17 protein-coding genes are annotated in these 23,765 nt (G+C 64.0%); 5 read left to right on the top strand and 12 right to left on the bottom strand.

Translation table 11 applies throughout. From position 1 onward, the window contains the following. Positions 1 to 138: 138 nt before the first annotated feature. From IPQ13_14005 to IPQ13_13995, 3 genes are read right to left on the bottom strand one after another with little or no spacing between them, the layout of a single operon-like run. Entirely contained in the window at positions 139 to 4,884 is a 4,746-nt protein-coding gene (locus tag IPQ13_14005) for a hypothetical protein (protein ID MBL0212004.1), read from the bottom strand. Beyond that, positions 4,881 to 5,243 carry a hypothetical protein gene (locus IPQ13_14000; protein MBL0212003.1) on the bottom strand — a complete coding sequence of 121 codons (363 nt, stop codon included), beginning with the start codon at positions 5,241 to 5,243 and terminating at the stop codon, positions 4,881 to 4,883. Before IPQ13_14000 ends, IPQ13_14005 begins: the two co-directional genes overlap by 4 nt. Further along, positions 5,240 to 5,623: a hypothetical protein gene (locus IPQ13_13995; GenBank protein ID MBL0212002.1), complete on the bottom strand. Its 384-nt coding sequence runs from the start codon at positions 5,621 to 5,623 to the stop codon at positions 5,240 to 5,242. Before IPQ13_13995 ends, IPQ13_14000 begins: the two co-directional genes overlap by 4 nt. Positions 5,624 to 5,902: 279 nt before the next feature. Between IPQ13_13995 and IPQ13_13990 the strand changes: the two genes are divergently transcribed. The 3 genes from IPQ13_13990 (at position 5,903) to IPQ13_13980 (ending at position 10,219) form a co-directional block, all read left to right on the top strand. Then, positions 5,903 to 6,865, top strand: a complete 963-nt coding sequence (locus IPQ13_13990; protein MBL0212001.1) for a MoxR family ATPase — start codon at positions 5,903 to 5,905, stop codon at positions 6,863 to 6,865. Between the two features lie 327 nt (positions 6,866 to 7,192). Next, positions 7,193 to 8,938, top strand: coding sequence for an ABC transporter permease subunit (locus tag IPQ13_13985; protein ID MBL0212000.1), 1,746 nt, complete (start codon positions 7,193 to 7,195; stop codon positions 8,936 to 8,938). A gap of 3 nt (positions 8,939 to 8,941) precedes the next feature. Then, positions 8,942 to 10,219: a nitrate/sulfonate/bicarbonate ABC transporter ATP-binding protein gene (locus IPQ13_13980; GenBank protein ID MBL0211999.1), complete on the top strand. Its 1,278-nt coding sequence runs from the start codon at positions 8,942 to 8,944 to the stop codon at positions 10,217 to 10,219. 8 nt (positions 10,220 to 10,227) lie between these two features. Here the strand turns inward: IPQ13_13980 and IPQ13_13975 are convergent, their stop codons facing one another. The 5 genes from IPQ13_13975 to IPQ13_13955 all read right to left on the bottom strand — a co-directional run bounded on the left by IPQ13_13975 (position 10,228) and on the right by IPQ13_13955 (position 15,945). Continuing rightward, positions 10,228 to 11,127 carry a DMT family transporter gene (locus tag IPQ13_13975; GenBank protein ID MBL0211998.1) on the bottom strand — a complete coding sequence of 300 codons (900 nt, stop codon included), beginning with the start codon at positions 11,125 to 11,127 and terminating at the stop codon, positions 10,228 to 10,230. A 31-nt stretch (positions 11,128 to 11,158) separates the two neighbouring features. Further along, entirely contained in the window at positions 11,159 to 12,376 is a 1,218-nt protein-coding gene (locus IPQ13_13970; protein MBL0211997.1) for a D-alanyl-D-alanine carboxypeptidase, read from the bottom strand. Further along, the gene (locus tag IPQ13_13965) at positions 12,373 to 12,897 is read right to left on the bottom strand and encodes a hypothetical protein (GenBank protein ID MBL0211996.1); all 525 of its coding nucleotides are present in this window, start codon (positions 12,895 to 12,897) and stop codon (positions 12,373 to 12,375) included. Before IPQ13_13965 ends, IPQ13_13970 begins: the two co-directional genes overlap by 4 nt. A gap of 143 nt (positions 12,898 to 13,040) precedes the next feature. Further along, positions 13,041 to 14,867: an HD domain-containing protein gene (locus tag IPQ13_13960; protein ID MBL0211995.1), complete on the bottom strand. Its 1,827-nt coding sequence runs from the start codon at positions 14,865 to 14,867 to the stop codon at positions 13,041 to 13,043. A gap of 169 nt (positions 14,868 to 15,036) precedes the next feature. Beyond that, the gene (locus tag IPQ13_13955; GenBank protein ID MBL0211994.1) at positions 15,037 to 15,945 is read right to left on the bottom strand and encodes an ACP S-malonyltransferase; all 909 of its coding nucleotides are present in this window, start codon (positions 15,943 to 15,945) and stop codon (positions 15,037 to 15,039) included. A gap of 149 nt (positions 15,946 to 16,094) precedes the next feature. Here IPQ13_13955 and IPQ13_13950 point away from each other — a divergent pair, with 149 nt between their 5' ends. Beyond that, positions 16,095 to 16,691 carry a phosphatase PAP2 family protein gene (locus IPQ13_13950; protein MBL0211993.1) on the top strand — a complete coding sequence of 199 codons (597 nt, stop codon included), beginning with the start codon at positions 16,095 to 16,097 and terminating at the stop codon, positions 16,689 to 16,691. Positions 16,692 to 16,698: 7 nt separating this feature from the next. On the opposite strand, the gene IPQ13_13945 is transcribed toward IPQ13_13950, so the two are convergent. The 4 genes from IPQ13_13945 to carA all read right to left on the bottom strand — a co-directional run bounded on the left by IPQ13_13945 (position 16,699) and on the right by carA (position 23,115). Then, a complete protein-coding gene (locus tag IPQ13_13945; GenBank protein ID MBL0211992.1) occupies positions 16,699 to 17,109 on the bottom strand; it encodes a CoA-binding protein in 411 nt (136 codons plus the stop codon). Between the two features lie 75 nt (positions 17,110 to 17,184). Continuing rightward, entirely contained in the window at positions 17,185 to 18,633 is a 1,449-nt protein-coding gene (locus IPQ13_13940; protein ID MBL0211991.1) for an aminoacyl-histidine dipeptidase, read from the bottom strand. Positions 18,634 to 18,704: 71 nt separating this feature from the next. Continuing rightward, entirely contained in the window at positions 18,705 to 21,944 is a 3,240-nt protein-coding gene (carB, locus tag IPQ13_13935) for a carbamoyl-phosphate synthase large subunit (GenBank protein MBL0211990.1), read from the bottom strand. An 88-nt stretch (positions 21,945 to 22,032) separates the two neighbouring features. Continuing rightward, entirely contained in the window at positions 22,033 to 23,115 is a 1,083-nt protein-coding gene (carA, locus tag IPQ13_13930; protein ID MBL0211989.1) for a glutamine-hydrolyzing carbamoyl-phosphate synthase small subunit, read from the bottom strand. Positions 23,116 to 23,299: 184 nt separating this feature from the next. Here carA and IPQ13_13925 point away from each other — a divergent pair, with 184 nt between their 5' ends. Further along, a complete protein-coding gene (locus tag IPQ13_13925) occupies positions 23,300 to 23,761 on the top strand; it encodes a nucleoside deaminase (GenBank protein MBL0211988.1) in 462 nt (153 codons plus the stop codon). The last annotated feature ends 4 nt before the right edge of the window (positions 23,762 to 23,765 follow it).

Below are 23,765 nucleotides of genomic sequence, written 5' to 3'. Positions count from 1 at the left end.
CCGAGACCCACCCGGTTTCACCGCCTACCCTCGGTCGAAATGAACTATTTTCCGCTTCACCTCTTTGCTGCCACGAAAAAGCCCCCGCCGGAGCGGGGGCAATGTTGATCATGTGCGATACAGGTTTGTAGGACTTAATTATCTCCTGCCCTCGCCAAAGCCGCCGCCGCCCACGGGGCCGCCGCCGCCGATGTGGCGGTCAGAGGACTGTCCGCCCGTGGGGCCGGTGATGCTGGCGGCAACCGGACGACGGCTTGGGGTCATTTTTTTCTGGCGGAGATCCGTCTGGCCCCCGGAAGCGCCGATGGGGCCGCCGCCAATGTGGCGGTCAGAGAACCGCGGACCCGTCGGGCCCGTGGCGCCGGAGGCGAGTCCAGCGGCGTTGGTTCCAGAGGGACCGACCTTCGGATAGAGCGGATTGCCAGGACCGAAGTCGACCACGAACACGCCGGACAGGCAGTCTGCCCAGGCCATCGGGAAGCGGCTGGCATTGGGTTCCTTCGCCATGTCGAAGCCCTTGCTGTCCGGACCTTCGTTGCCGTTCATCCAGATGTTCCGCACCTTCACCGCATAGGTGAAGCTGTAGGGTGCGACGGGCGTCCAGGCATCCATGGTATCCATAGCGCGGAAGCTGGGCAGGTTCAGGGTCTGGATGGCACCGATGCCGCCCTTGTGGGGGACCCGCACCTTCTGGATGGCGATCCAACCCAATCCAGGATTCTGGAAGAGGTTGGGGGTGTACAGGGTGACCTCGTACCCGCTGGGATTGCGAAGATCGTTCACGCCCGGCTGCCAGGTGATCTGGATGTTCGAATCACCATGCAGGCGGTTGTCGGAGCCCCGGCTATTGCCATCCGTCAGCTTGTAGCTGGGGATGCCGCCCAAGGGGGATCCAAAGGCCAGACCGTTCGCGCTCAAGTCCGCGGTGCCGTTGAAGATATCCAGCTTCGTGCCGATGGCTGTCGTGCCCGTGGCCGTGTTGATCTTCATGTCATTGATGGCCAACTGGCGGACCGGGGTGACCACGGGAATGGCATTGTTCAGCAGCGCATCGCCCTTGGGGGCGATGATGCCGGCCGACAGGACGACTTTCTGGATGGGCGTCCCGGCGGGGGAAACCTGTGGGTACATCAGTTTGCCGATGTAGTTGTGCTTGAGCTCCACGACTTCCTGGTAGCCGGAAGGCAGGAAGCTGGAGGTGTAGTTCAGCAGGACCTCGGGGAAGTCAGCCACGGCTGCATCCGTGTGGGTCAGGTTGTTCCACCACTGCGCCAGCACCGGCGCGCCGGGCTCGATGCCCGCCTCGCCCAGGAGCGAGTTGCCGTAGGCATCCGTGCCGCGGTTCTGGATGGCATACACGATCAGGCTGTTGGAAACGATGCCGTCGTAGGTGGGCGCGGTGGCCGTATCGAAGGTCTCGATGCGGTTGTCGGACGCGTAGCCGAGGGCGGTGGCGTTATGGGCAGGATCCACCAGCCTGGCCCGGGGCGCATTGCCATACTGGGCGGGAGCGGCGGCCAGGGACCGCAGCTGCTCGAACTGGGTGATGTTCCAGCCCGTCATCCCGATGCCGCTGTTGATGGCCTGGTTCACGCCGCCGAGCTGGGTGCCGATTTCCGAGAAGGAGACCTGGGACTGGGTGTCCGTCAGGCCGTAGTCCATCCAGAAATCAGGCGCGGCTGTGTGGCCGCCCACCGCCAGGGTCGTGGACACGCCGCCGCTGAGGTAGGAACCCGCGTAGGTGCCGTAGGCATCCAGGATGGTGGGATCCTGCTTCATCCACAGGAAGAAGGCGTTGTCGCCGCTTCCCGTCTCGATCAGGGCTGGGTTGACATTGTTGTCGTCGACGTAGGCGGTCTGGGTCAGGTTGCCAACATGCCAATCCACGGCCAGGGCGGAGAAGGTGTCCTGGTAGTTCGCGGCCCACACGTTCGCATCAGGAATGATGGCGTTCTGGCCGTAAGGTGTACCGGCCGAGTAGGCGGTGAACGGAGCGAAGAAAGGCCAGACCGAGATGTTCGGATGCACGTAGCCGCGGATGCCGGTGAAGGGTAGATCCGTGTAGCCCGAGCCGCCCGCCGGCGTGGTGAGGGTGTTCAGCAGGTTGAAGTGGCCCGCGGCCTCGGCTGGCAGCCACAGGGAATTGGTCACCACATGGATCGGCTGGCTGATGGCGTCGATGGCGCCATTGCTAGTGAAATTCAGCCCCGTGGACTGGGCGTAGCCCAACTTCCAGTAGTTGAGGGGATCGGACTCCGAAGTCCCCACGTAATTGCCCGTGAAGAAGAAGCGCGAACGGCCGCCCATGTTGGGCGTCGCCACCTGCATGACATCGGTGGTGCCCCAGGTGTTGGCGCTGCCCGAGACCGGGTAGCCCGCGGCCGAGTTGGTCACCAGGGTCGGCCAGGTGAAGCTCAGGCGCAGACGCGCGTCGGGGTTCCAACCAGGCGTATTGACCGAGGTGTCATCCACATCGGGGAAGAAGTTGAAATTGCTCCAGGTATCCGAGAAGTACACAGCCCGGCCGCCCAGGACCTGCTGGTAGTTGACTTCGCTCTGGGCGCAACCCGCGGCCCACTGGATGGGGTACGCATAGGCGCGGCCAAGGTAATAGTTGCCGAAGAAGCCCGTAGCCAAGTATCCGTCCACGCCACCCTGGGCCGGGAGATCTGGGTAACGGACATTGTTACCCCACAGGTATCCATCGAAGTACGGCGCGATGGCTCCGTACCCGCCATAGGGCAGCCCCAGACCGCTGGCATTGAAGAGGTAGGGCGAGTTGGAGGGAATGACGCGGGCGTCGGCTTCATTGTTGGTGTACGGGGAGCCATCCAGGGCGATGGAGATGGGCGCCGCGGCGGAGCCCTTGAACTGGGTGTAGGTGGCCGTCGTGCCGCCGCCTGTGCCTGGGATGCCAGCCGCGTGGGAAGCCGGGTTGAACAGGGTGTTCAGCGGGTTGCCGGGGGAAAGGAAGGCGTTCACTTCATCGCCATTGACATTCAAGCCGTCCAGCGTGTGCCAGTTGCCTGCGGTCAGTTGCGCGGTGCCGCCCCACTGGCCAGGAGCCAGGTATCCGCCGCCGTAGCTGCCATAGCCTGAGGCTGCAGCCCCCAGCACGCTGGGATTGGCGCGGCCGAACAGGTTGGAACCGTAAGTCGACGTGCCGCTGCTGGTCAGGATTTCAGCACTGCCGGACGCCGAACTCACGCCGATGGGCAAGTAGTTGAACGTGTAGCGGGGAGGAGCTCCGGATACCGCGCTGTAGGCGCTGAAGAAATTGCCGGCGGTGTTATAGAAGCCCCTTGGGAAGGCCCAGCTTTCATCCGACCCGTCATCCAGGCGGAAGCGGAAGCGGCTGTTGAAGAACTTCACCGTGCCAAAGATCGGGAAGATGTTCACCGCGGCGGTGTTCGACAGCGTGTACTGGTCTTCCACCTTCAACGGGAAGTTGTAGGCGTTCGGGGTTCCGGTGAAGCAATAGAGGTAGCGGCCCAGCTGGTACTGGATCCGGATCGGCGCCCAGGCCACGGTGTAGGTCGCGGGGCTCGGCACCGCGCCCAGCCACGGATTGTAGAAGCCGTTCGGAATCGTTCCGGAGGTCAGCACCGCGGGGTAGTTCCCGGTCGTGTCGAAGGTCGGGTAGTTGCCCACCGTCAGCACGCCGATGCCGTTCACCGTGTTGTACGGCGCGCTTCCGAAGAACACCTGGATCGCGTCCTGGTGCCCATGGAATCCGTTCGTGTTCGGATCCCCGATGGTGGTGTCCGAACTCGCCGCTCCCGGCGTGTTGATGGCCCAGATCCACTTGCTCGGCGTTCCCGGCGTGCTCGTGTCGCTCGCCACGGGCTCCTGGATCGCAGGACGGCCCACGTTCGGCACCACTGCCGTTCCCGCGCCCACATTCACGCCCGCCGTGATGGCCGGCACGTTGATCGTCGTCAATGCTCCGATGTAGGGCTGGTGGTTCGGCTGCACCTTGATGGTCAGTGTCGTCTCGTTGAACTGGCCCGGCGTCGCCGTCGTCCCGATCAACTGCTGCGCCACCACTGTGAACGACCAGTTCGCCGGATCATGCGTCGGCGTCCCGTCCACGGAGCCCGTCAGCGCGTCCGTGTTGATGCCCGTGTTCAGCACCGCTCCGTTCGTCCCGGGGTTCCCCAGGTTGCGGCCCGGACGCCACACGATCTCGCCCGGATTCCGCACCACGCCCGTTCCGGACGTGTCCGCGGTCGGCCCCGGCACCACATAGGGATACCGCCCGCCCGCCGGCGACGCATTCGAATCCGTCGTCGCCACGTACGGCGAGCCGAACCGGAACACCGAATTCGTCTTCACGCTGTACACCACCACGTCGTTCTCGGCGTCCGTCGCCGTCACGCCCGCGCGCCACCCCTTGATCGAGCTGCTCGGATCCGCGTAGTACTCCCGGTCCGCCGCATTCGTGTCCAGGAAATTGAAGAAACTATAGCCCGTGATCTTCTGACGCAGGTTCGAAGGATCGTGGAACTGCACGTTCGTCACGGTCTCCGTGTATGTCTGCGTCGTGAAGTTCGGCTTCGTGTCCGACACGATGTTGATCTGCAGCGTCTTCGTGTCCGACAGCCCGCCCGCGTCCGTCACCTTCACCGTGATCGTCCGCACCGCGAAATCAGATCCCGTCGCGAAATTCGAACTCCACGTCAACACGCCGCCCGACGTCAGCGAGAAGCCCGCCGGCGCGCTCACCAACGACCACGTCAGGGGATCCCCCGCCGTGTCCGATGCGCTGAACTGGTACGGCGGCACGCTCGAATTCACCGGAATGCCATGGTTCTGCGGCACTCCCGGAATCGACGTGCTCGTGATGATCGGAGCCGTGTTCCCGCTGAAGTACGTCGCGGTCACTGCGCGCTCTGAAGGATCGCTCCCCCGAACGCCACCACGTCGCTCGCCACCACCGTGAATCCCACCGTCACCGACGTCTTGCCCACCGGCACCGACAGGTTCGGGAACGACACCACGCCCGCCGCGATCGGGGGCAGTCCGCCGGTCCAGGTCGAAGGCACCGCCACCGGCGATCCCGCGTTGTCCACGATCGACACCGAACCCGCCTTCACCGCGTAGGTCACCGTATCCGTATCAGGATCCACCGCCGACGCCGCGTACGTGAACGTCCCCGGCACCGCAGCCCCATTCCCGATCGTCTGGATGCTGTTCCCGCTCGAGAACACCGGCGCCCGGTTCGGAATCACATTCACCGTCACCGAACCCGAAGGCGACGTGTTGTTGTGCGTGTCCTGGCCACCACCGACAGCGTCACGTTCACCGGAGCCCCGCCGAAGGCCGGCGCGCTGGGCTTGTAGGTCAGAACGCTGCCCGTGATGCTCACATCGGCATTGGCCGTCGACAGCGAATACGTGATCGCATCGCCCTCGGGATCCACCGACGAAAGGTTGTACGTGTACTGGTGCTTGGTCACCGCCGAGGTCGGGCCCGTGGTGATCAACGGAGCGCTGGGGGCCGCATTGGTCGCCACCGCCGGAGCCGACGATGACGATCCGCCGCAGCCGATCATCACCAGCGAAAACGCCGTGAGAGCCGAAATGCCTAACGCATTCCGGAAGTTCGGATTGGGGTTGCTCATGGAGCCTCCTAGAAAAAATCCAGACCTTGCGGCCAGAACGAGATGAAAAAGAACGGGCGCACTACGGGTGAAAAAGCTTTTTGGAGCAGGAGAGGATTAAAGCATTAGGCAGAGTATCAGCAAAGATAAGGCTACATGCAATACGATTTAGTTAGAATAAACAGGAAGAAATAATTGCCCACCTGAAGTCTTGCAAGCTGCCAGCTCCCCGATTCCGAAGGTGCTGGAACCACGCCTAGCTGGATTGAACCCAATCCCCGCCCTGATTCCGATACCCTGATGTCCATGCCTACTCCTGCCGCCGCATCTCCGATGGAACCCCTGCTGGCTGAATGCCGGAAGGTCATCGTCGGGCAGAATCTCCTGCTCAACCGGCTTCTGGTCGCCCTGCTCTGCCGGGGGCATGTCCTGCTCGAGGGCCTGCCAGGCCTGGCCAAGACCCGCACCATCAAGACTTTGGCCGGGGCCAGCCGGATGGTTTTCCGCCGCATCCAATTCACCCCGGACCTGCTCCCCAGCGATGTGATCGGAACCTTGATCTTCGATCCCAAAAACCTGACCTTCACCCCCAAAAGAGGACCCGTTTTCGCCAATCTGCTGCTGGCGGACGAAATCAACCGGGCCCCCTCCAAGGTCCAAAGCGCCCTTTTGGAGGCCATGGAAGAACGCCAGGTGACCCTTGGCGATGAAAGCTTCCTGCTGCCCGACCCGTTCCTGGTGCTGGCCACGCAGAATCCTCTGGAGCAGGAGGGCACGTTCCCGTTGCCCGAAGCCCAGATGGACCGGTTTCTGTTCAAACTCCGGGTCGATTACCCCGGGCCCGCCGAGGAGGTTGAAGTTCTCCGCAGGGCCGATGGGAACGAAGAGCTTGTGAGGGCGATCGCCGATGGCCCCACGATTCTTGCCTTGGGCCAGCATGCCGCGAGGGTCCGCCTGGACGACGCCATCCGCAACTTCATCGTGAAACTGGTCCAGGCCACCCGCCCCGGGCACGGCAAGGAGTGGAAAGGCCGGGAGAACATCCGTTGCGGCGCCAGCCCCCGGGCTTCGCTGGCCTTGCAGAGTTCATCCAAGGCCCTGGCATTCCTGGCCGGCCGGGACCACGTGCTGCCGGACGACGTGATCAGCCTGGCCCCTGACGTGATGCGCCATCGCCTGCTGCTCACCTATGAAAGCGAAGCCGATGGCTTGACGACGGATCAAGTGATCACGCAGCTCCTCCAATCCGTCCCTCGTCCCTAGGTCCACTAAATGGTGGGTGCTTCGCAACAGGCCGGAAGACCTTCGGCCTTGCTCCGGCAGCAGGCTGACTAAAACCTTTCTGGACTGTTGACCGCAGGATGCCGGGCAGGCCATCCTGGCCATGGCTTTGACGGAAAGGAGGTTGCGATGGGAAGTGGCTCCACGATCGCTGAACCTCCGTCGTCCAGGCCGCGCGCCGGGAACTGAGGCCCCGCTCCTTGGATGGGTAGACGGAGGCCATAGCGTCCTGGTCACGCGGCGGCGGAATGGTTTGGCCTGCTTCCACCAGGATCCAGGCTCGCCTCCCTAGACCTTTGGGTTTCAGCGATGATCAACAGCATCCTCAACAGCATGTGGGGCCAGGCCAACGCGCTTTTCGCGCCCAAGCGGAAGCGCTACCTGGATTTGCTGGTGCTGGTGGCCCTGGTCGGCATCCTGTACGGATTGGTGATCGTCGGCCGGGAATGGACCGGGGCGCAACGGCCTCTGGTGGACATCGACCTGCGGCTCTCGGCACTCCCCAAATACATGCTGTTCAGCATTGTCAGGGCCTCCGTGGCCTTCTGCATCTGCCTCAGCCTGACCTTCACCCTGGCCTACTGGGCCGCGAAAGACCCCATCGCCGAACGCTTTCTCGTCCCGATCCTGGACATCCTCCAGTCGGTGCCCATCCTCGCTTTCCTGCCGCCGGTGATCATCGCGATGCTGGCCATTTTTCCCAGGAACAACATCGGCCTCGAGCTTTCAGCGGCCATTCTCCTGGTGACCTGCCAGGCCTGGAACATGATCTTCAGCTTCTATCAGAGCTTGAAGACCCTTCCACCCGAAATGGAGGAGTTGGCCAGTACCTATCAACTCAACTGGTACCAAAAATTGCGCTGGATCGAGCTGCCCTATGCGACCCCGGGTCTTTCATGGAACTCCATGGTGAGCGTGGCCAACGGGTGGTTCTTCCTGATGTCCGCGGAGGCCTTCAGCACCGGAAATCAGAATTTCCGGCTGCCGGGCATCGGCGCCTACATGCAGACCGCCGTCGAAACAGGCAACACCACGGCGAAGTGGAGCGCCATCGTGGCCATGCTGTTGCTGGTGGTGGCCCTGGACCGCTTGCTCTGGCGCCCCGTCATGGCCTGGGCCCAGGGTTTCCAGATGGATGAAAGCCTCAACCCGGAGCGACCGAAAAGTTTGATCCTGAGCATCTTCCGCCGTTCGCGGTTGCTGCGTTGGCTCGAACATTTCCGCACCGAGCGATTGATGAAACGGATCCCGAATCCCAAGGACCTGCCCAAAATACTGCCCAGGGAACCCGAGCAAAGGCGGCGCGCCATCGGATTCCTGGCCGCCGGCACCCTGCTGCTCCTGCTCCTATTCCTGGCGGCAGGCGGGTTGAAACTCTATAAGATCCTGGCTCTGGTGGGACGCGAGGATTGGTCCAGGCTCTTCAAGGCTGGGGGCATCAGCTTGACACGGGTCCTGGCCTCGACCTTGCTGGCGACGCTCTGGACGGTCCCCGCCGGACTCTGGATCGGCCTCAATCCCAAATGGGCCAAACGGCTGCAACCGGTGGTCCAGGTGGTGGTGAGCTATCCGGTCAGCCTGCTCTTCGCGGCCATCGCGGCTTCGATGCTGCGTTTCCACGTCGGACTGGGCGCCTCCAGCGTCCTGCTCATGGTTGTCAGCACCCAGTGGTACCTGCTCTTCAACATCATCGCGGGGGCGCAGGCCATCCCCTCTGATCTGCGGGAGATGGGGAAGGCCTTCCGGCTGACGCGCTGGAAGCGGTTCACCACGCTGTACTTTCCTGCCATCTTCCCCTTCATGGTCACGGGCTGGGTGACGGCCACCGGCGGCGCCTGGAACGCCAGCATCCTCACGGAATTCGTGAGCGGCGAAGGCCAGACCTACTCCACTTTCGGTCTGGGCAGCCAACTGCAGCTGGCCACCGAGGCCCACAGCATCCCCCTCATCGCCGCCTCGAGCCTGCTCATGGCCGGCATCGTGGTGCTATTCAACCGCATCGTCTGGCTGCCGCTCTATCGCATGGCCGAGACGCGCTACACGCTGGATCGGTGACCCATGTACCTCTGCGAGCTCAAAGGTGTGCAAATGCGGTTCCCCGGGCCGAAGGGCCAGGTGAAGCGAGTCCTGGAGGATTTCAATCTATCGGTGAAGCCGGACGAAGTGCTCTGCCTGGTGGGGCCCAACGGCAGCGGAAAATCAACATTGCTCCGCATCATGTCGGGGCTCCTGAACCCGACCAAGGGCGAGGTCCGCTGGCATGGCGAACGTTTGCGCGGCCTCAACCTCAGCGTGGCCATGGTCTTCCAGACCTTCGCCCTGGTGCCCTGGATGACCGTGGAGGGGAATGTGCGCATGGTGCTCCGGGCCCGGGAATTGCCCGAAGAAGAGGTCCGGGAGAAAGCCGCCAGCGCCATCCAGAAGGTGGGCCTGGAGGGCTTCGAGGAAGCCTTCCCCCGGGAGCTTTCCAGGGGCATCAAGCAGCGCGTGGGCGTGGCCCGCGCTCTGGCGGTGGATCCGGAAATTTTGGTGATGGACGATCCCTTCAGCCAGGTGGACGCGCTCACTGCCGAGGCCCTCCGGCAGGAAATCCTGGATATCTGGAGCAACGCCGACATCAATCCCAGCTCCATCGTGCTGGTGAGCCACAGCATCTCCGAGGCCGTTCTGATGGCGGATCGGGTGGCGGTGCTGGGCGGCATGCCCAGTTCCATCCGCACGGTGGTGGACATCCCCCTGCCCCGGCCCCGGGACCCCCGCAGCAGCGAATTCCGGCGGCTCGTGGACCAGCTCCATGATGTCATCGCATCGGCCGAACTGCCTGACGTCTCGATCACCACCGTGACCCAGGACCTGGACAATGACATCATCGAGCCATTGCCCTTCGCCAACACCGGCGACATCCTGGGCCTGCTGGAATTCCTCGATACCCAGCAGGGCGGCAGCTGCGACCTCTTCCAGGTGGTCTCCCTCACCCATGTCCCCTTCGAAAAGGTGCTGCCGATCGTCAAGAGCGCCGAAATGCTCGAACTGGTGGAAACCCCCCGCCGGAACGTCAAATTGACGCAGTTGGGAAAGCGGTTCGTCGCGGCGGACATGGACAGCCGCAAGGAAATCTGGAAGGCCCAATTGTTGGACCTCAAGCTGTTCCGCGTAGTGAGGGACCTCATCGAGTTGAGGGAAGGCGAATTATCCAAGGAAGAACTGCTGTCGGAGCTCACGGTGAGGCTCCCCATGGAAAACCTCGAAAACACGTTCGGCACCCTGGTGACGTGGGGCCGTTTCGGGGAACTGTTCGCTTATCGCGAGGATCGCGGCGTGCTCACGCCGGAATAACGCGCCCCTCACCCGGCCTTGAATTTGGGTACCGGCGGAGCCAACGCGGCCATGGCGATGCCCGCCAGGATCAATCCGGCGCCGATGCCCTGGAGCGGTTTCACCGGTTCGCTCAGAAGCATCCAGCCGAGAAGGACCGTGGCGATGGCCTGCGTGAGCAGTCCAACGCTGCCCAGGCTCGTGCTGACGTGGCCCAGGCCCCAGGTGATGAGCCACCAGGCCAGCACCTGCACCACCAACCCCAGACCCGCCAAGGCAAGCCAGGCCTGCGATGGGAATCCGCTGAAGGCGGCGCCCTGGACCGCCCCGATGAGGCCGAAGCCGATCAGGCAGGTGATCACGACCCAGAGCAGCGCCATGAGCGCGCTCAGGTGGGCCCGGGCCCTGGCGATGGCCAGGGTGAAGACCGCGTACCAGAGGGAGGCGATCCCGCCCAGCAGCTCGCCCCTCCCCGTGCCCCACCTGGCGCCTTTGGCAAAACCCAGGACCAGGGCTCCGGCCAAGGCAAGCAGAAGTCCGGCCCAGAACCGCTTGCGCAGCCGCACGGACATGAAGGCGACTGAGATGAGGGCCACCCACAGCGGAGCCAGGCCCACCAGCAACGTCGCATTGGCGACGGTGGTGTAGTTCATGGCCGCATGCCAGGTCCAGAGATCTCCCGTGAAGCAGAGTCCCGCCGCGATGGCCCAAAGGGTCCCACGGCGTTCCGCCTCCGGCGTGACGCCCTCCCGTTTCGGGCTCCGCCACGCCAGGATCAACAGCCCCGGCAGGGCGAACACCATCCGGTAGAAGCCCACCATCACCGGGCTCGCAGGGGCCGACCACCTCACGAAGATTCCGGCGAAACCCAGCAAAGCGGCGCCGAGGATGGTCACCAGGAGCCCCGTGCTGTGGTCGCTCGTCCGCATGCGTCCAGCATGGCAGCAGTTCCGCTGGATATCAGTTCGCCCAGCGGCTGACCTGCTCCCACACATCCTGGTCATTGGCCTTGCCGTTGAGCAGGATGGCGAAGACCCTCAACTTTCCATCGGGCATCTGGATCACGCCGCACACCGTGTCCACGCCGCTCAAATGGCCGGTCTTGCAGCGCACCCGGCGGGCGAGGTTCGGGTCCTTGATCTTCAGCCTCCACGGTTCGCCGCCGATGACTTTCAGGGAGGCCTGGAATTCCGGACCCACCTCGAAATCATTCCAAGCGCCGCGCAGGACCACCGCCAGCGTCCGCGCCGACAGCCGGTTGTCCTTGCTGAGGCCAGAACCATCCGTGAAGCGGATCTTGTCAGGCCCCAGGCCGTAGTTGGTTTGATAAAAGGCCTGGACCCTGGCGACCCCCGAGGGCCAGGAACCATCGCCCAGGGCCTTCAAGAGCATCTCCACCATGAAGTTGTTCGAAAACTTGTTGATGTCCTGGATCAGCATCCGCAAGGGCGGAGAAGGGAAATCCATGAGTTTCCGGGCGGGCGGCTCGTTCGTCTGGAGGCCGTCGAAGGCGATGCCGGTTTCCTGGAAGACGCGTTGAAACGTGGTGTAGGCCAGGGCATCGGGATCCACGACCAGATTGCCCCGTTCGTCGCGGTTGAAATTGACTGCCAGGGCCGAGATGGGAGGCGTCGTGTTGGCGCTGGTGTTCTCCCAACCCTGGGCGTAGCGCTGGCTGTCAAAGGCGCTCTGGTCCAGCCGAAGGCGGCCCGTCACGCGATACACGCCCAGGCGCTTGAGGTCCTGGGCGAGAACCCAGATGCGCTCCGAAGTGAGGAAGGGATCGCCTCCCCCCTTGATGACCAGATCGCCGCGCACGGTGTTGCCGCTGAGGTTGCCAAAGATTTCGGTCCTCAACTCGAAATCCGGCTTCCAGATCCGCAGCATCGCATAGGTGGAAATGATTTTGGTGGTGCTGGCGGGCAGCAAGGCCGCATCAGGGTTGTGGGACTCCAGGAGCTTTCCGCTCTGGAGATCCCAGATTCCAGCCGAAACCTCGACACCTTTGGCTTCCAGCCGCCGGGCCCAGGCATCGAACGTCTCGTTGGGGCCGGGCATCGATGCCAAGGCCGAGGCCGGGGCGAAGGCCGCCCGGCCGCGGGCATGGACCCCCACGGCCACAGCCGCGGCCACCACCAGCGCCGAGGCCAGGAAGAGCCTTCGCCTCGCAGTCCTCAACCCTTGCCCCCGGGCTTGGCTGGTGAACCCCCGCCACTATCCTGGGAGCCCGCATCCTTCCCGGAGCCCGGGTCCCCGGGGGTCGCCGGAGCCGGAACGCCGGAAGGCAGGCCGAGCAGGTTGCTGGTGGCGGTGAAGGCCCAATCGCTGTAAATGGTTTTATTGTTGTAGATCTTGAAACTGTCCTTCTGGCTTTTACTCTTCACCCCGACGATGGGGAGGCTGCGGGTGTCGCCTGTGGCGCCCGGCTGGACTGCGTAGAGCAGGTCCCATTCGCCGGATTCGGTCATGGGGTCCTTGTAGACCTTGCGGATGATGCGCGGCCGCACGGATTCAAGTTCCGTCAGCGCCATGGGATACCGTCCGGATTTCGCGGCGAAGAGCCGGATGGCCTTGGCGATGCTTTCCCCGCGGAAAATCAGCTCCGCTTCCTGCTCACGCTGGACTTCGGTGCTGATGGCCGGAATTCCTTTCATGAGCATAATCCCCATGATGGTGATGAGGGCCATGAGCATGGCCATGACGAAACCCCGCTGCCTTTGCCGGGCATCCGTCCCCGGGGCGGAGCCGTCCCCCCGCCGGAAGTCGACGCGTGTGGCTGGGTTTCTGGGCGAGGGATGGGCCATGGTTCAAGTGTAGGGTGCCGATGGGGGCGCGTGAGTTCCTATTTCCCCTTCCCCACGACCGAGATGAGCGCCTCGACCGTCTTCGGGTCGAACTGGTGGCCTGATTCACGGCGGAGCTCATCCAGGACTTTGGCCAGTGCCTTGGGAGCTTTGTAGCCCTTGCCGGTGGTCATCACGTCGAACGCTTCCACCAGGCCGATGATGCGGCTTCCGATGGGGATTTCCTCGCCTGCGAGGCCGTCGGGATAGCCTTTGCCATCCCAGCGCTCGTGGTGGTGGCGGATGATCTTCAACACATCGAAGGGGAATCGGAGCCCTTTCAGGAAGGCCGCCGCCAGCACCGGATGGGTCCGGGCCTTGGCCAGCTCCGCCGCGCTCAGCTCAGGTTTGGCCATCATTGCCGGATCCAGAAGCAGCGAGCCCACATCCTGGAGGATGGCCGCGATGCTGATGGCCTCCACGTCCTCGGTGGGCAGTTCCATCCGCAGCGCCACGCCGCGGGAGAGCTTCGCGCAGTTGAGGCTGTGCTCCTTCATTTTGGGCGAGCGGCCTTCGCCGGATTTCAGGATGCGGTGGCTCACGGACAGGAAGGCGCGGTGGTAGCGCTCGTGGAGCCGCCCTTCTTCCAGGTGCAGGCTGAGCAGGTTTCCCACCTGGCGGATCAAGGCCAGCTCGGCTTCTGTGAACGGCTCGTCCGAAAGCCTGAACAGCAGAAGCAGATCCCTGCCCCCCTCCGCTGGTTTCACGGCATCGCCAAGCAGCAGCGAAACAAAGGTCGCGAAGGATCCCGCCAAAGGCATCACCTCGCGTTTTTCAGGGCGGGCCAGGATGCGGAGGTCCTCCCTTTTCACCGAAGGCAGGATCGTGGCCGCATGGGCCAGCAACTGTTGCTGCAGCTCCGCAGAAAGGGGGCGGTCGCTGAACGCAAGCAGGGGGCGCAGCTTATCAAGCTCATCCATCCAGAGCGCGGCTGCATCCAGGGGCAACATCCGGAACAGCAGCCGTGCGGCCTGCCAGAAGAATTCCTTCTGCTCCTGGGAAGGCATGCTGCGGCGCTTGGTGTCCACGAATCCCTCATCCAGGGCATCGGCGCCGGGATCCGCGGCCGCGCTCGCCGGGAGCGGTTCGGGGGCGGCCATCGGCTGGATCCCGGCATTGGTTTCATGCCCCCAGGGCAACTGGCCGTAGCTCTCCCTCTTGGATGGCTTGGGGGCGCCATGGGGACGATCCCTGGAAGGCGCCGGTTGGTGCGCCTGGGCTGATCCGGAATCGAGGATTTCCGGAATCAGGCCCGCGCCGGGCAACGGGGTCTGGACGGTCGGCATGGGCATGGTGGAGCCGACGGGACCTTTCCTGGGCATGGGTTTCGGGGCTGGAGGCGCCGCTTCCCCATAAAGCCTGAATTTCCTGAGGGTCTCGACTACATCATTGCAAATCCTGAGCGTGGGTTTTTCATCGTGGTCGATGTCGTAATGCACGCCCTTGTTCCGGTCCCTTTGCATCAACAGCCCCACCCAATCCCCTTTCAGGTAGATGGGCGCGAGCAGGAACCGGGGATCGTTGGACCCCCTTGAGAATGGATCCAACTCTTGGAATTCTTCCGGATCGTTCACCGCGAAGGCGCGTTTCTCCCTCTGGACCCAGATCAGCAGGGGATCCTGGGCCGGAATGCTGGCAGGCGCGTGGCTGCCCCGGGGCCACCCGTACTCGCACACGTTCTGGAAGGCGCCTTCATCCGCGAAGCCTTTCGGCACCCGGAGATACAGCACGCCTTTGGTGCTGCCCACTTCCTCCAGGCACCGGTAGAGCTCCTGCGTGCACTGGTACGCGAGTTCGTCGCTGAAGGCCGGATGGGTAGGGTTCATGGTCGGAAGAGGCCGGTGCCAAAGGTGGGGTGGGTCGATCAAAAGGGATTGGAAGAACTCGATCCTAGGCCAAATTCGGGTTGGCTGCTAGGAGCAGGAGGTTCCGATTCCTGTTTCCTGGGCTGCTTTCGGCCTGCGGGCGCGGCGGAGGTACCCCGGCCAGCGGCGGTCATCGCTTCCAGGAGTGTTGCTGCTGGAGGCTTTCGACCCTCAAGCCGCGGTCGATCCAACCCGTCAGATTCTTCAACTGCGATCCAAAACCGCATTCGAAGCATGGCCCTGCCTCCCCCTGCAATCCTTTCAATCCCATCACCGCCATCGGCCAGTTCACAGCGGAGGCGATGCTGACGATGGTTTCTTCCCAGGCTTCGAAGCCCCCCTCCAGACGGCGTCCGTCCAGGGGCGAGATGAGCGGAAAGGCAGGATCCTTCGGGACCCAGGCCTCCAGGCGCGCTTTGATGCGGGGGATCAGAGGCGCCATGTGATCGCAATGAAGCGGATGCCGCACCGGCAGCAGCCCGCATTTCAACGAATCCGGGGTCACTTCTGAAATGAAAGCGTGCAGCGCGGTCCGCGGCCCTGAAACCGTGAACTGAGCCTTCCCGTTGATGTTGGAAAACAGCAGTTCCGGATGCCGGTCCAGGATCTTGCGGATTTCCGGCTCGCTGATGCCGATGACGAAGGCCATGCCCATCTGGCCAGGCGGAAAGCGGGCCTCGGCGCAGTCTTCGGTGGCATTGATGAGTTCCAGGGTGGCCGCCAGGGGAACCACCTCCGCGGCCACGATGGCGGAAAAGAAGCCCATGGAATGGCCCGAGGCGCCTGCGGGCAGCGGCATTCCAGCGGCCCGCTGGGCGCGGTACAGCCCCACGGAGTGGGCCAGCACCACGCAGGGCGCGTGGCGCTGGGCGCGGAGCGCTTCCAGGGGGCCATGGGACATCCAGCCGCGCAGCGCATACCCCGTGGTGGCCTCGGCTTCCGCCATGGTATCAATCCATTCCGGGTTGGATGTCCAGCCCTCGGACATCCCGATCGATTCGGTGGCCTGGCCCGGAAAGAGCAGAAGCGGGGCCGTCAAGAATGCACGTTCATGAAAATCTCCAGGACCGGATCAGTTTGTCGCAACGGCATATTTTGCCAAAACGGCCTGACCCCGGACTATTTTGAAATAGACTCAAAGCGACGAGGGCCCCTTGGGGCCCTTGTGGCGCCTGGAGGCCTCCCGCAATGCAGCGCAGCGACTACTTGATCCATCTGTTCATGACCCTCTTCCTCATTTTCGGGGTCTACCAGTTCTACTTCTGGTGCCAGCGCCAGCGCCTGCGGCCCGTGCTCCGGTTCAGCACCAAGGTGGATGACCTGATCCCCTTCTGGCCCGTGTGGGCTTGGGTCTACAGCTTCCTCTACTACCCGGCCATCGTCTACCTGAACTGGGTGGTGGGCTCGCCCCGGCACTTCAACCACCTGGCCATGAGTTTCTTCGTGCTGCTGGGAATTCAGATGGCTTTCTTCCTGCTGTTTCCGGTCGAAACGCCGGAGCGCTGGCGGGAGCTCGCCCAGGGCGATGGCCTATCCAGACGCTTTCTGCGCTTCGTGCAGAAGTTCGACGCGCCCTCCAACTGTTTTCCCAGCATGCATGTGTCCGTGGCCGTGCTCACCGCCTTCCACGCCAAGGCCAGCCTGGGCCCCGCGGCCTTCGCGTTCCCCGTGCTCATAGCCATCTCCTGCCTGTTCACCAAGCAGCACTACCTCATCGATCTGCCCTTTGGCGCGGTGGTCGGTTGGGCGGCCTTCAAAGCATTCACCTGGATGGGCGGCGCCTGATCAAGCATCAGAATTCCCTGTAATGCGCCAGCACCAGGAAACAGGGACCGCCGGCGATGACCTCCATTCCCAGCTCCTCGGCCTTCCGGATGGCTTCGTAACTTTCGGCGCCCGGCTGCATCCAGACCATGCGGATTCCGGCGGCGGCGGCGGCTTCCACCACTTGTTCCGTGATGGCCGGTGGCGTGATGACGGAGAGCGCGCGCAGCTTCACCGGCACATCCGCCAGGGTGGCATAGGCCTTCAGCCCCTCGATCTCCAAGGCCCTGGGATTGATGGGGTAGACCTCCATCCCGCGCTGCTGGTAGGCCCGCAGCACTTTGTTGCCGTATTTCCCGCGGTCCGGGCTGGCTCCGACCACCGCGTAGGGGCCCGAAGCCATGAAGGACTTGATGCGGTCGTCGAGGTTGCCGGTCATGAGCGCTCCAGCGTTGCAGTATCTCTCGACCTGGCAAGCGCTGGCGATTGATTCCTCCAGGGCGGGGAATCCGGATCAGACCCGCTCCAGCACCGCCACCAGCAGCTTCCAGAAAGCTTCCACCGAAGGAAGGCTCACGTGCTCGTCGGGCGTGTGCACATCCCACATGTTCGGCCCGAAGGAGACCATCTCCATTCCGGGATATTTTTCGCCGATCAAGCCGCATTCCAGGCCGGCATGGATCGCCACGATGTTGAGCGCCTTGCCGAAGACCTGTTGGTTCGCATCATTGACGAGTTTCACAAGCGAGGCATCCGGCTCCGGCTTCCAGCCCGGGTAGCCGCCCGAGCGCCGGGATTCGAAACCCGCCAGCGCGCAGATCGCGGCGATGCGCTCCCCCAGCGCTACCTTGGACGCATTGATGGAACTGCGGGTGAGCAGGTTGACCTCCACGGAGCCTTCGGAGGTTTCGATGACGCCCAGGTTGGTGGAGGTCTGCACCAGCCCGGCGATGCCTGGGCTCATGGCTTCCACGCCGTGTGGAAGCGCCAGCAGGAGGCAGAGGACCGCGGCCGCATCCGGCTCGGACATGGCCCGGTCCCCCTGGCCCGGCTCCAGGGCGAAGGCGAGGCCCGGGTCGAATGCGCCGAAGGCGGCTTTCCAGTGCGACTCATGGCGGGCCAATTCGGCCTGGAACGCCGATTCCTGGGCCGGATCCAGGAACAGGACGGCGAAGGCCTCGCGGGGGATGGCATTGCGCTTGTTGCCGCCCCTGATGGAGGCCAACTGGAATTCGAATCCCGGTTTCAGGGCCCGGAGCGCCTGGGCCAGCAATCGGATGGCATTGCCCCGGCCTGCATGGATGTCGATGCCGGAGTGACCGCCCTTCAGTCCGGAGACCTTCAGGCGATAGGGGCGGGTGCCTGACTTAGGCGGCTCCATGGACAGCCTGCGCGTGGCGATGGTGTCCTCGCCCCCGGCGCAGCCGATGGTCAGGAAACCTTCTTCTTCGCTGTCCAGATTGAGCAGGTACTTCGCTTGCAGCCAGCCCGGCTGGATGCCGTTGGCGCCGGTGAGGCCCGTCTCCTCGTCGATGGTCACGATGACTTCCAAGGGGCCGTGCTCGATGTCGCGGCTCGCCAGCACCGCCAGCGCTGCGCAGACCCCGATGCCGTTGTCGGCGCCCAGCGTGGTGCCGCTGGCCCGCAGCAGATCCCCGTCCCGAACCAGCCGGATGGGATCGCGCGTGAAGTCGTGGGAGGTGTTTTCATTCTTTTCGCAGACCATGTCCACGTGCGCCTGGAGGCAGGCCACAGGGCGGCCTTCGCGGCCAGGCGAAGCGGCCTTGCGGATGAGCACGTTGCCCACTTCATCGCGCTCGACCTTGCAGCCGAGCCCGCGGCCCTGCTCGGCCACCCATTCGGCCGCGGCCGCCTCGTTCTTGGACCCCCTGGGGATCTTTGAAAGCTCCGAAAAATAATCCCAAAGCGTTTGGGGCTCGAGGCCCGCGAGCAGGCTTTCCATGGTCATCTCCGCGCGGCTGGATCCAGACGCCGCCACCTTGAAACTCTAGAGCGCAGGAGGGGTGACTGCGGTCACGGCCGCATCAGGCTCTGAAGCCGCCGCACCCGCGTCTCCCCCCGCAGAGTCTCCACGGCTTCGCAGGCGGCCAGCGCGGCGTTGAGGTTGGTGAGGCAGGGGATTTTCAGCCGCAGGGATTCCTTGCGGATGGCGCCCTCGTCGAAATAGGCCTCGCGGCCCAGGGGCGTGTTGATGACCCAGTCGATCTCGCCGTTTTTCAAGAGGTCCACCGCATGGGGACGCCCTTCGTTGACCTTGAAGATATGGCGCACTTTGAGGTCGTCCGCATGTTCCAAATGGCGCGCGGTGCCCTCGGTGGCGCAGAGCGCGAATCCAAGGGCCGTGAGCTTCTTCGCCAATTCGGAGAGTTTCGGCTTGTCGTGGTCGTTGACGCTGAGGAACACGGTGCCCGAAAGCGGCAGGGGCACGCCCGCGGCGATCAGGGCCTTCGCATAGGCTTCGCCGAAGGTGCCGCCGATGCCCATGACCTCGCCCGTGGACTTCATTTCGGGGCCCAGCACCGGATCCACGCCGGGGAACTTGGCGAAGGGGAAGACAACGCCCTTGACCGCCACGGCCAGGGCTTCCCCATCGCTGATGTTCTGCTCGGACAGGGATTGGCCGAGGCCGATGCGCGCGGCGACGCCCGCCCAATTCACGCCCGTGGCCTTGCTGATGAAGGGCACCGTGCGGCTGGCCCTTGGATTGGCTTCCAGGCAGTAGGCGATGCCGTCCTTGATGGCCCATTGCAGGTTCATCAGGCCATGGACGCCCAGTTCCAGCGCCAGTTTCCGGCTCTGCATCCGCACCGTTTCGAGCACGGATTCTTCGACGCCCATGGCAGGGAACACCGCGAAGCTGTCGCCGCTGTGGATGCCGGCCTCTTCGATGTGGGCCATGACCCCGGCGATGCGGACTTCCTGGCCATCGCAGACCAGGTCCACGTCCAGTTCCTGCGCGCCGTCCAGGTAGCGGTCCAGCAGCACCGGCTGGTCCTCGTTCACTGCGGTGGCCTCGCGCATGTATTTTGAAAGTCCTTCGTCATCGAACACCACGGCCATGGCGCGGCCGCCCAATACGAAACTGGGCCGCACCATGACCGGATATCCGATTTGATGGGCCACGGCGCGGGCCTGATCGAAACTGAACGCCATGCCCCACTTGGCCACCGGAATGTCGAGGCGCGAGAGCACATGGCCAAAGCGTTCGCGGTCCTCGGCATCCATGATCGTCTGGTGTGAAGTCCCCAGCAGCGGCACGCCTTCGGCATGCAGGCGCCCGGACAGTTTCAGCGGGGTCTGGCCTCCGAACTGCGTGAAGACGCCCAGCAGGTCCCCGTTCTGGGCCTCGCGCCGCACGATGGCTTTGACGTGTTCATGGGTGAGCGGCTCGAAATAGAGCCGGTCGGAGGTGTCGAAATCCGTGCTGACGGTCTCGGGATTGCAGTTGATGAGGATGGCCTCCACCCCGGCGGAGCGGATGGCCTCCACCGCCTGCACGCAGCAGCAGTCGAACTCCACGCCCTGCCCGATGCGGTTGGGGCCGCTGCCCAAAACGATGGCCTTTTTACGGCCCGACGGCGGTGCCTCGTTGCCATCCGTTTCGCCTTCCTGGCCGTATTCCCAGGTGGAGTACAGATAGGGTGTTTCCGCTTCGAATTCCCCCGCGCAGGTGTCCACGCGCTTGAAGACCGGATGGATGCCCAGGGCATGCCGGCGGGCTTTCACCTCGGTGTCGGCCCCGCCGCAGCAGGCCGCGATCTGCCCGTCGCTGAACCCCGCCCGCTTGGCCTTCTCCAGCAGGTCTCCGGGCAGGCGCTCCAGCCCGAAGCCCCGGAGGCGCCCCTCGAGGACCACGATCTCCTCCATTTCCCTCAGGAACCACTCGGCGATCTTCGTCAGGCGGTGCAATTCCTCCACCCGGTGGCCGGCTTTCAGGGCGTGGTAGAGCCAGAAGACCCGCTCGGGCCCCGGAATCAGGAGATGCTCGCGGAGCCGCGCCAGGTCCAGCTTTCCTTCCATGGCGCCGCTGAAGCCCTGGTGGCCTTCCTCCAGCGAGCGCAAGCCTTTCTGCAGGGCTTCCTGGAAAGTCCGGCCGATGGCCATGACTTCGCCGACGCTCTTCATCTGGGTTCCCAGCACCTTCTCGGCCTGGGGGAATTTCTCGAAGGTGAAGCGGGGGATCTTGACGACGATGTAATCCAGGACCGGTTCGAAGGCGGCCTTGGTGCGGCCCGTGATCACATTCGGCAATTCCCAGAGCCGGTAGCCCAGCGCGAGTTTCGTGGCCACCCAGGCGATGGGAAAGCCCGTGGCCTTCGAGGCCAGCGCAGAGCTGCGGGAAACCCGCGGATTCATCTCGATGACGATGATGCGGGCATCCTCCGGGTTCAGCGCGAACTGGATGTTGGACCCGCCGGTCTCCACGCCCACGCCCCGGATCACCGCGATCGCCGCGTTCCGCATGCGCTGGTATTCGGGATCCGTCAGGGTCAGCGCAGGCGCGACCGTGATGCTGTCGCCGGTGTGGATGCCCATGGGATCCAAGTTCTCGATGGAGCAGATGACCTCCACGTTGTCATCCAGGTCCCGCACCACTTCCAGCTCGAACTCCTTCCAGCCCAGGATGCTTTCTTCGATGAGCAACTGCTTGGTGGGCGAAAGGTCCAGGCCCCGCTGGCAGATGGTGTCGAACTCCTCGATGTTGTAGGCGATGCCCCCGCCGCTGCCGCCCAGCGTGAACGAAGGCCGGATGATCGCCGGAAATCCGGTCGCATGGAGCAGTTCCCTGGCTTCGTCCATGGTGTGCGCGAAGCCCCCGCGGCAGGTCTCCAGGCCCAGTTCATCCATGAGCGCCTTGAAGACCTTCCGGTCCTCGCCGCGTTCGATGGCCGCGGGCTGCGCGCCGATGAGCTTCACGCCGTATGCCTCCAGCACACCGCTTTGATGGGCTTCCATGGCCAGGTTCAGCGCCGTCTGGCCCCCCACGGTCGGCAGGATCGCATCCGGCCTTTCCGTCTGGATGATTTTTTCGAGCACCGTCAGCGTGAGCGGCTCCAGGTAGGTCGCATCCGCCCGCTCGGGATCAGTCATGATGCTCGCCGGATTGGAATTCAGCAGGATCGTGCGGATGCCCTCTTCACGGAGGGCCTTCAAGGCCTGGGTGCCTGAGTAATCGAACTCGCAGGCCTGCCCGATCTGGATGGGGCCGCTGCCGAGGACGAGGACGCTCTTCAGATCAGTTCGCTTGGGCATGGCTCACCAAAAATAGTGGAACCGCGAAAGCCGCGAAATTCCGCGAAATGTTTTTTCGCGTCCTTTCGCGATTTTCGCGGTTGTGAATTCATTTGTGGAAATCGTCCATCAGCTTCACGAACCTCCCGAAGGCCCCCCGCGCATCGTGAGGGCCCGGGCTCGCCTCCGGATGATGCTGCAAGGAGAAGATCGGCAGCGTCCTGTGCCGCAAACCCTCCACCGTGTCGTCGCTCAAGTGCCGGTGGGTCACTTCGATGTCCGGGGGCAGGCCCTTGTCATCCACCGCGAAGCCGTGGTTCTGCGCGGTGATCTCCACCCGGCCGGTCTGCAGATCCAGGACCGGCTGGTTGGCGCCGCGATGGCCGAATTTAAGCTTGAAGGTGGACCCCCCGAAGGCATGGCCGAGCAGCTGGTGGCCGAGGCAGATCCCGAACACCGGCCGTTCGCCGATCAGTTTGGCCACCTCGCCCTGCATTCCGGGCAGCGCCGCCGGATCGCCGGGGCCGTTGCTGAGGAAGACGCCGTGGAAGCGCGGCGCCAGCAATTCTGCGGCGGGCGTATCCCAGGGGAAAACCTCCAGGTGCATGCCAGCCGAGTGCAGCAATTTCAGGATGGAATCCTTGATGCCGCCATCCAGCACGGAGACACGGAACTTCGCCTCCTCGTTGGCCACTTCATAGCGGTCCTTGCAGCTCACCGCCGAGCAGAGCGCCTGGCCGGCCATGTCCGGGAGCGCGGCGGCCTTGGCCATGCCTGCCTCCAGGCTGCCGTCGGATTCGGTCCAGATGACCGCCGGCTGCGATCCGGCGTCCCTGATGCGCTGGGTGAGCGCGCGGGTGTCCAATTCGGTCATCAGGGGAATGCGGTGCCGCTTGAGCCATCCACCTAGGTCGCTCTCCGACAGCCGGTGGTCCGGCGTGCCGGAAACCCTTCGGCAGAGCATGCCAGTGGCCCAGGGCCTCGACGATTCCTTCAGATCCGGATGGATTCCATAGATGCCTTGTTCCGGGAAAGTCATGGCCACGAGCTGCCCCGCGAAGCTCGGATCCGTGAGGATCTCCTGGTAGCCCGCCATGGCCGTGGTGAAGACCGCCTCGCCGGCGCCGCCGAAGCCCAAGGGCGCGCGGCCCCTGAATGCCGCGCCGTCCTTGAGGATCAGATAGGCCCGCATGGCTTTCCCCCTGAAAAAACCCCGCGATCGCACGGGCATCGCAGGGCTGTGGTGAGGTCGGTTCTTGGGGAACCGGATACAGTATAACGATGAAATTTATGCAGAAATATGCTGTTTTATTCAGTCCGGTTGCGGGACAATAATCGTTTCACCAAGAACAACCCCAGGCCGCCACAATGGACCCATGTGGTCCAGCGACGATCTCTATTTCATGCGCCTCGCGCTGGAAGAAGCGGAATTGGCGGCCCGCAGGGACGAAGTCCCCATCGGCGCGATCCTGGTGGTGGAGGGCCAGGCGGCGGGCCGGGGCCACAACAGCCCCGTGTCCCTGCACGACCCCTCCGCCCATGCGGAAATCCAGGCCCTGCGCGACGCCGCGGGCTACCTGCGGAACTACCGGCTGGGCGGCGCCACCCTCTACGTCACCCTCGAACCCTGCCTGATGTGCTTCGGCGCGCTGATCCACGCCCGCGTGGCCCGGGTGGTCTATGGCGCCAGCGACCCCAAGGTCGGGGTGAGCAGCCTCCTGCCCGCCCTGGAAGGCGCCCGCCTGAACCACGCCATCGACTTCAAGGGCGGCCTGCTGGAACCCGACTGCCGGGCCCAGCTCCAAGCCTTCTTCAAAGCCAAACGCGGCCAATCCTGATAAT

Source organism: Holophagaceae bacterium (assembly GCA_016720465.1).
In the GTDB taxonomy this organism is placed as follows: domain Bacteria; phylum Acidobacteriota; class Holophagae; order Holophagales; family Holophagaceae; genus JANXPB01.
The sequence above is the reverse complement of the archived record's forward strand: the minus strand, read 5'-3'. Positions and strand labels throughout refer to the sequence as shown.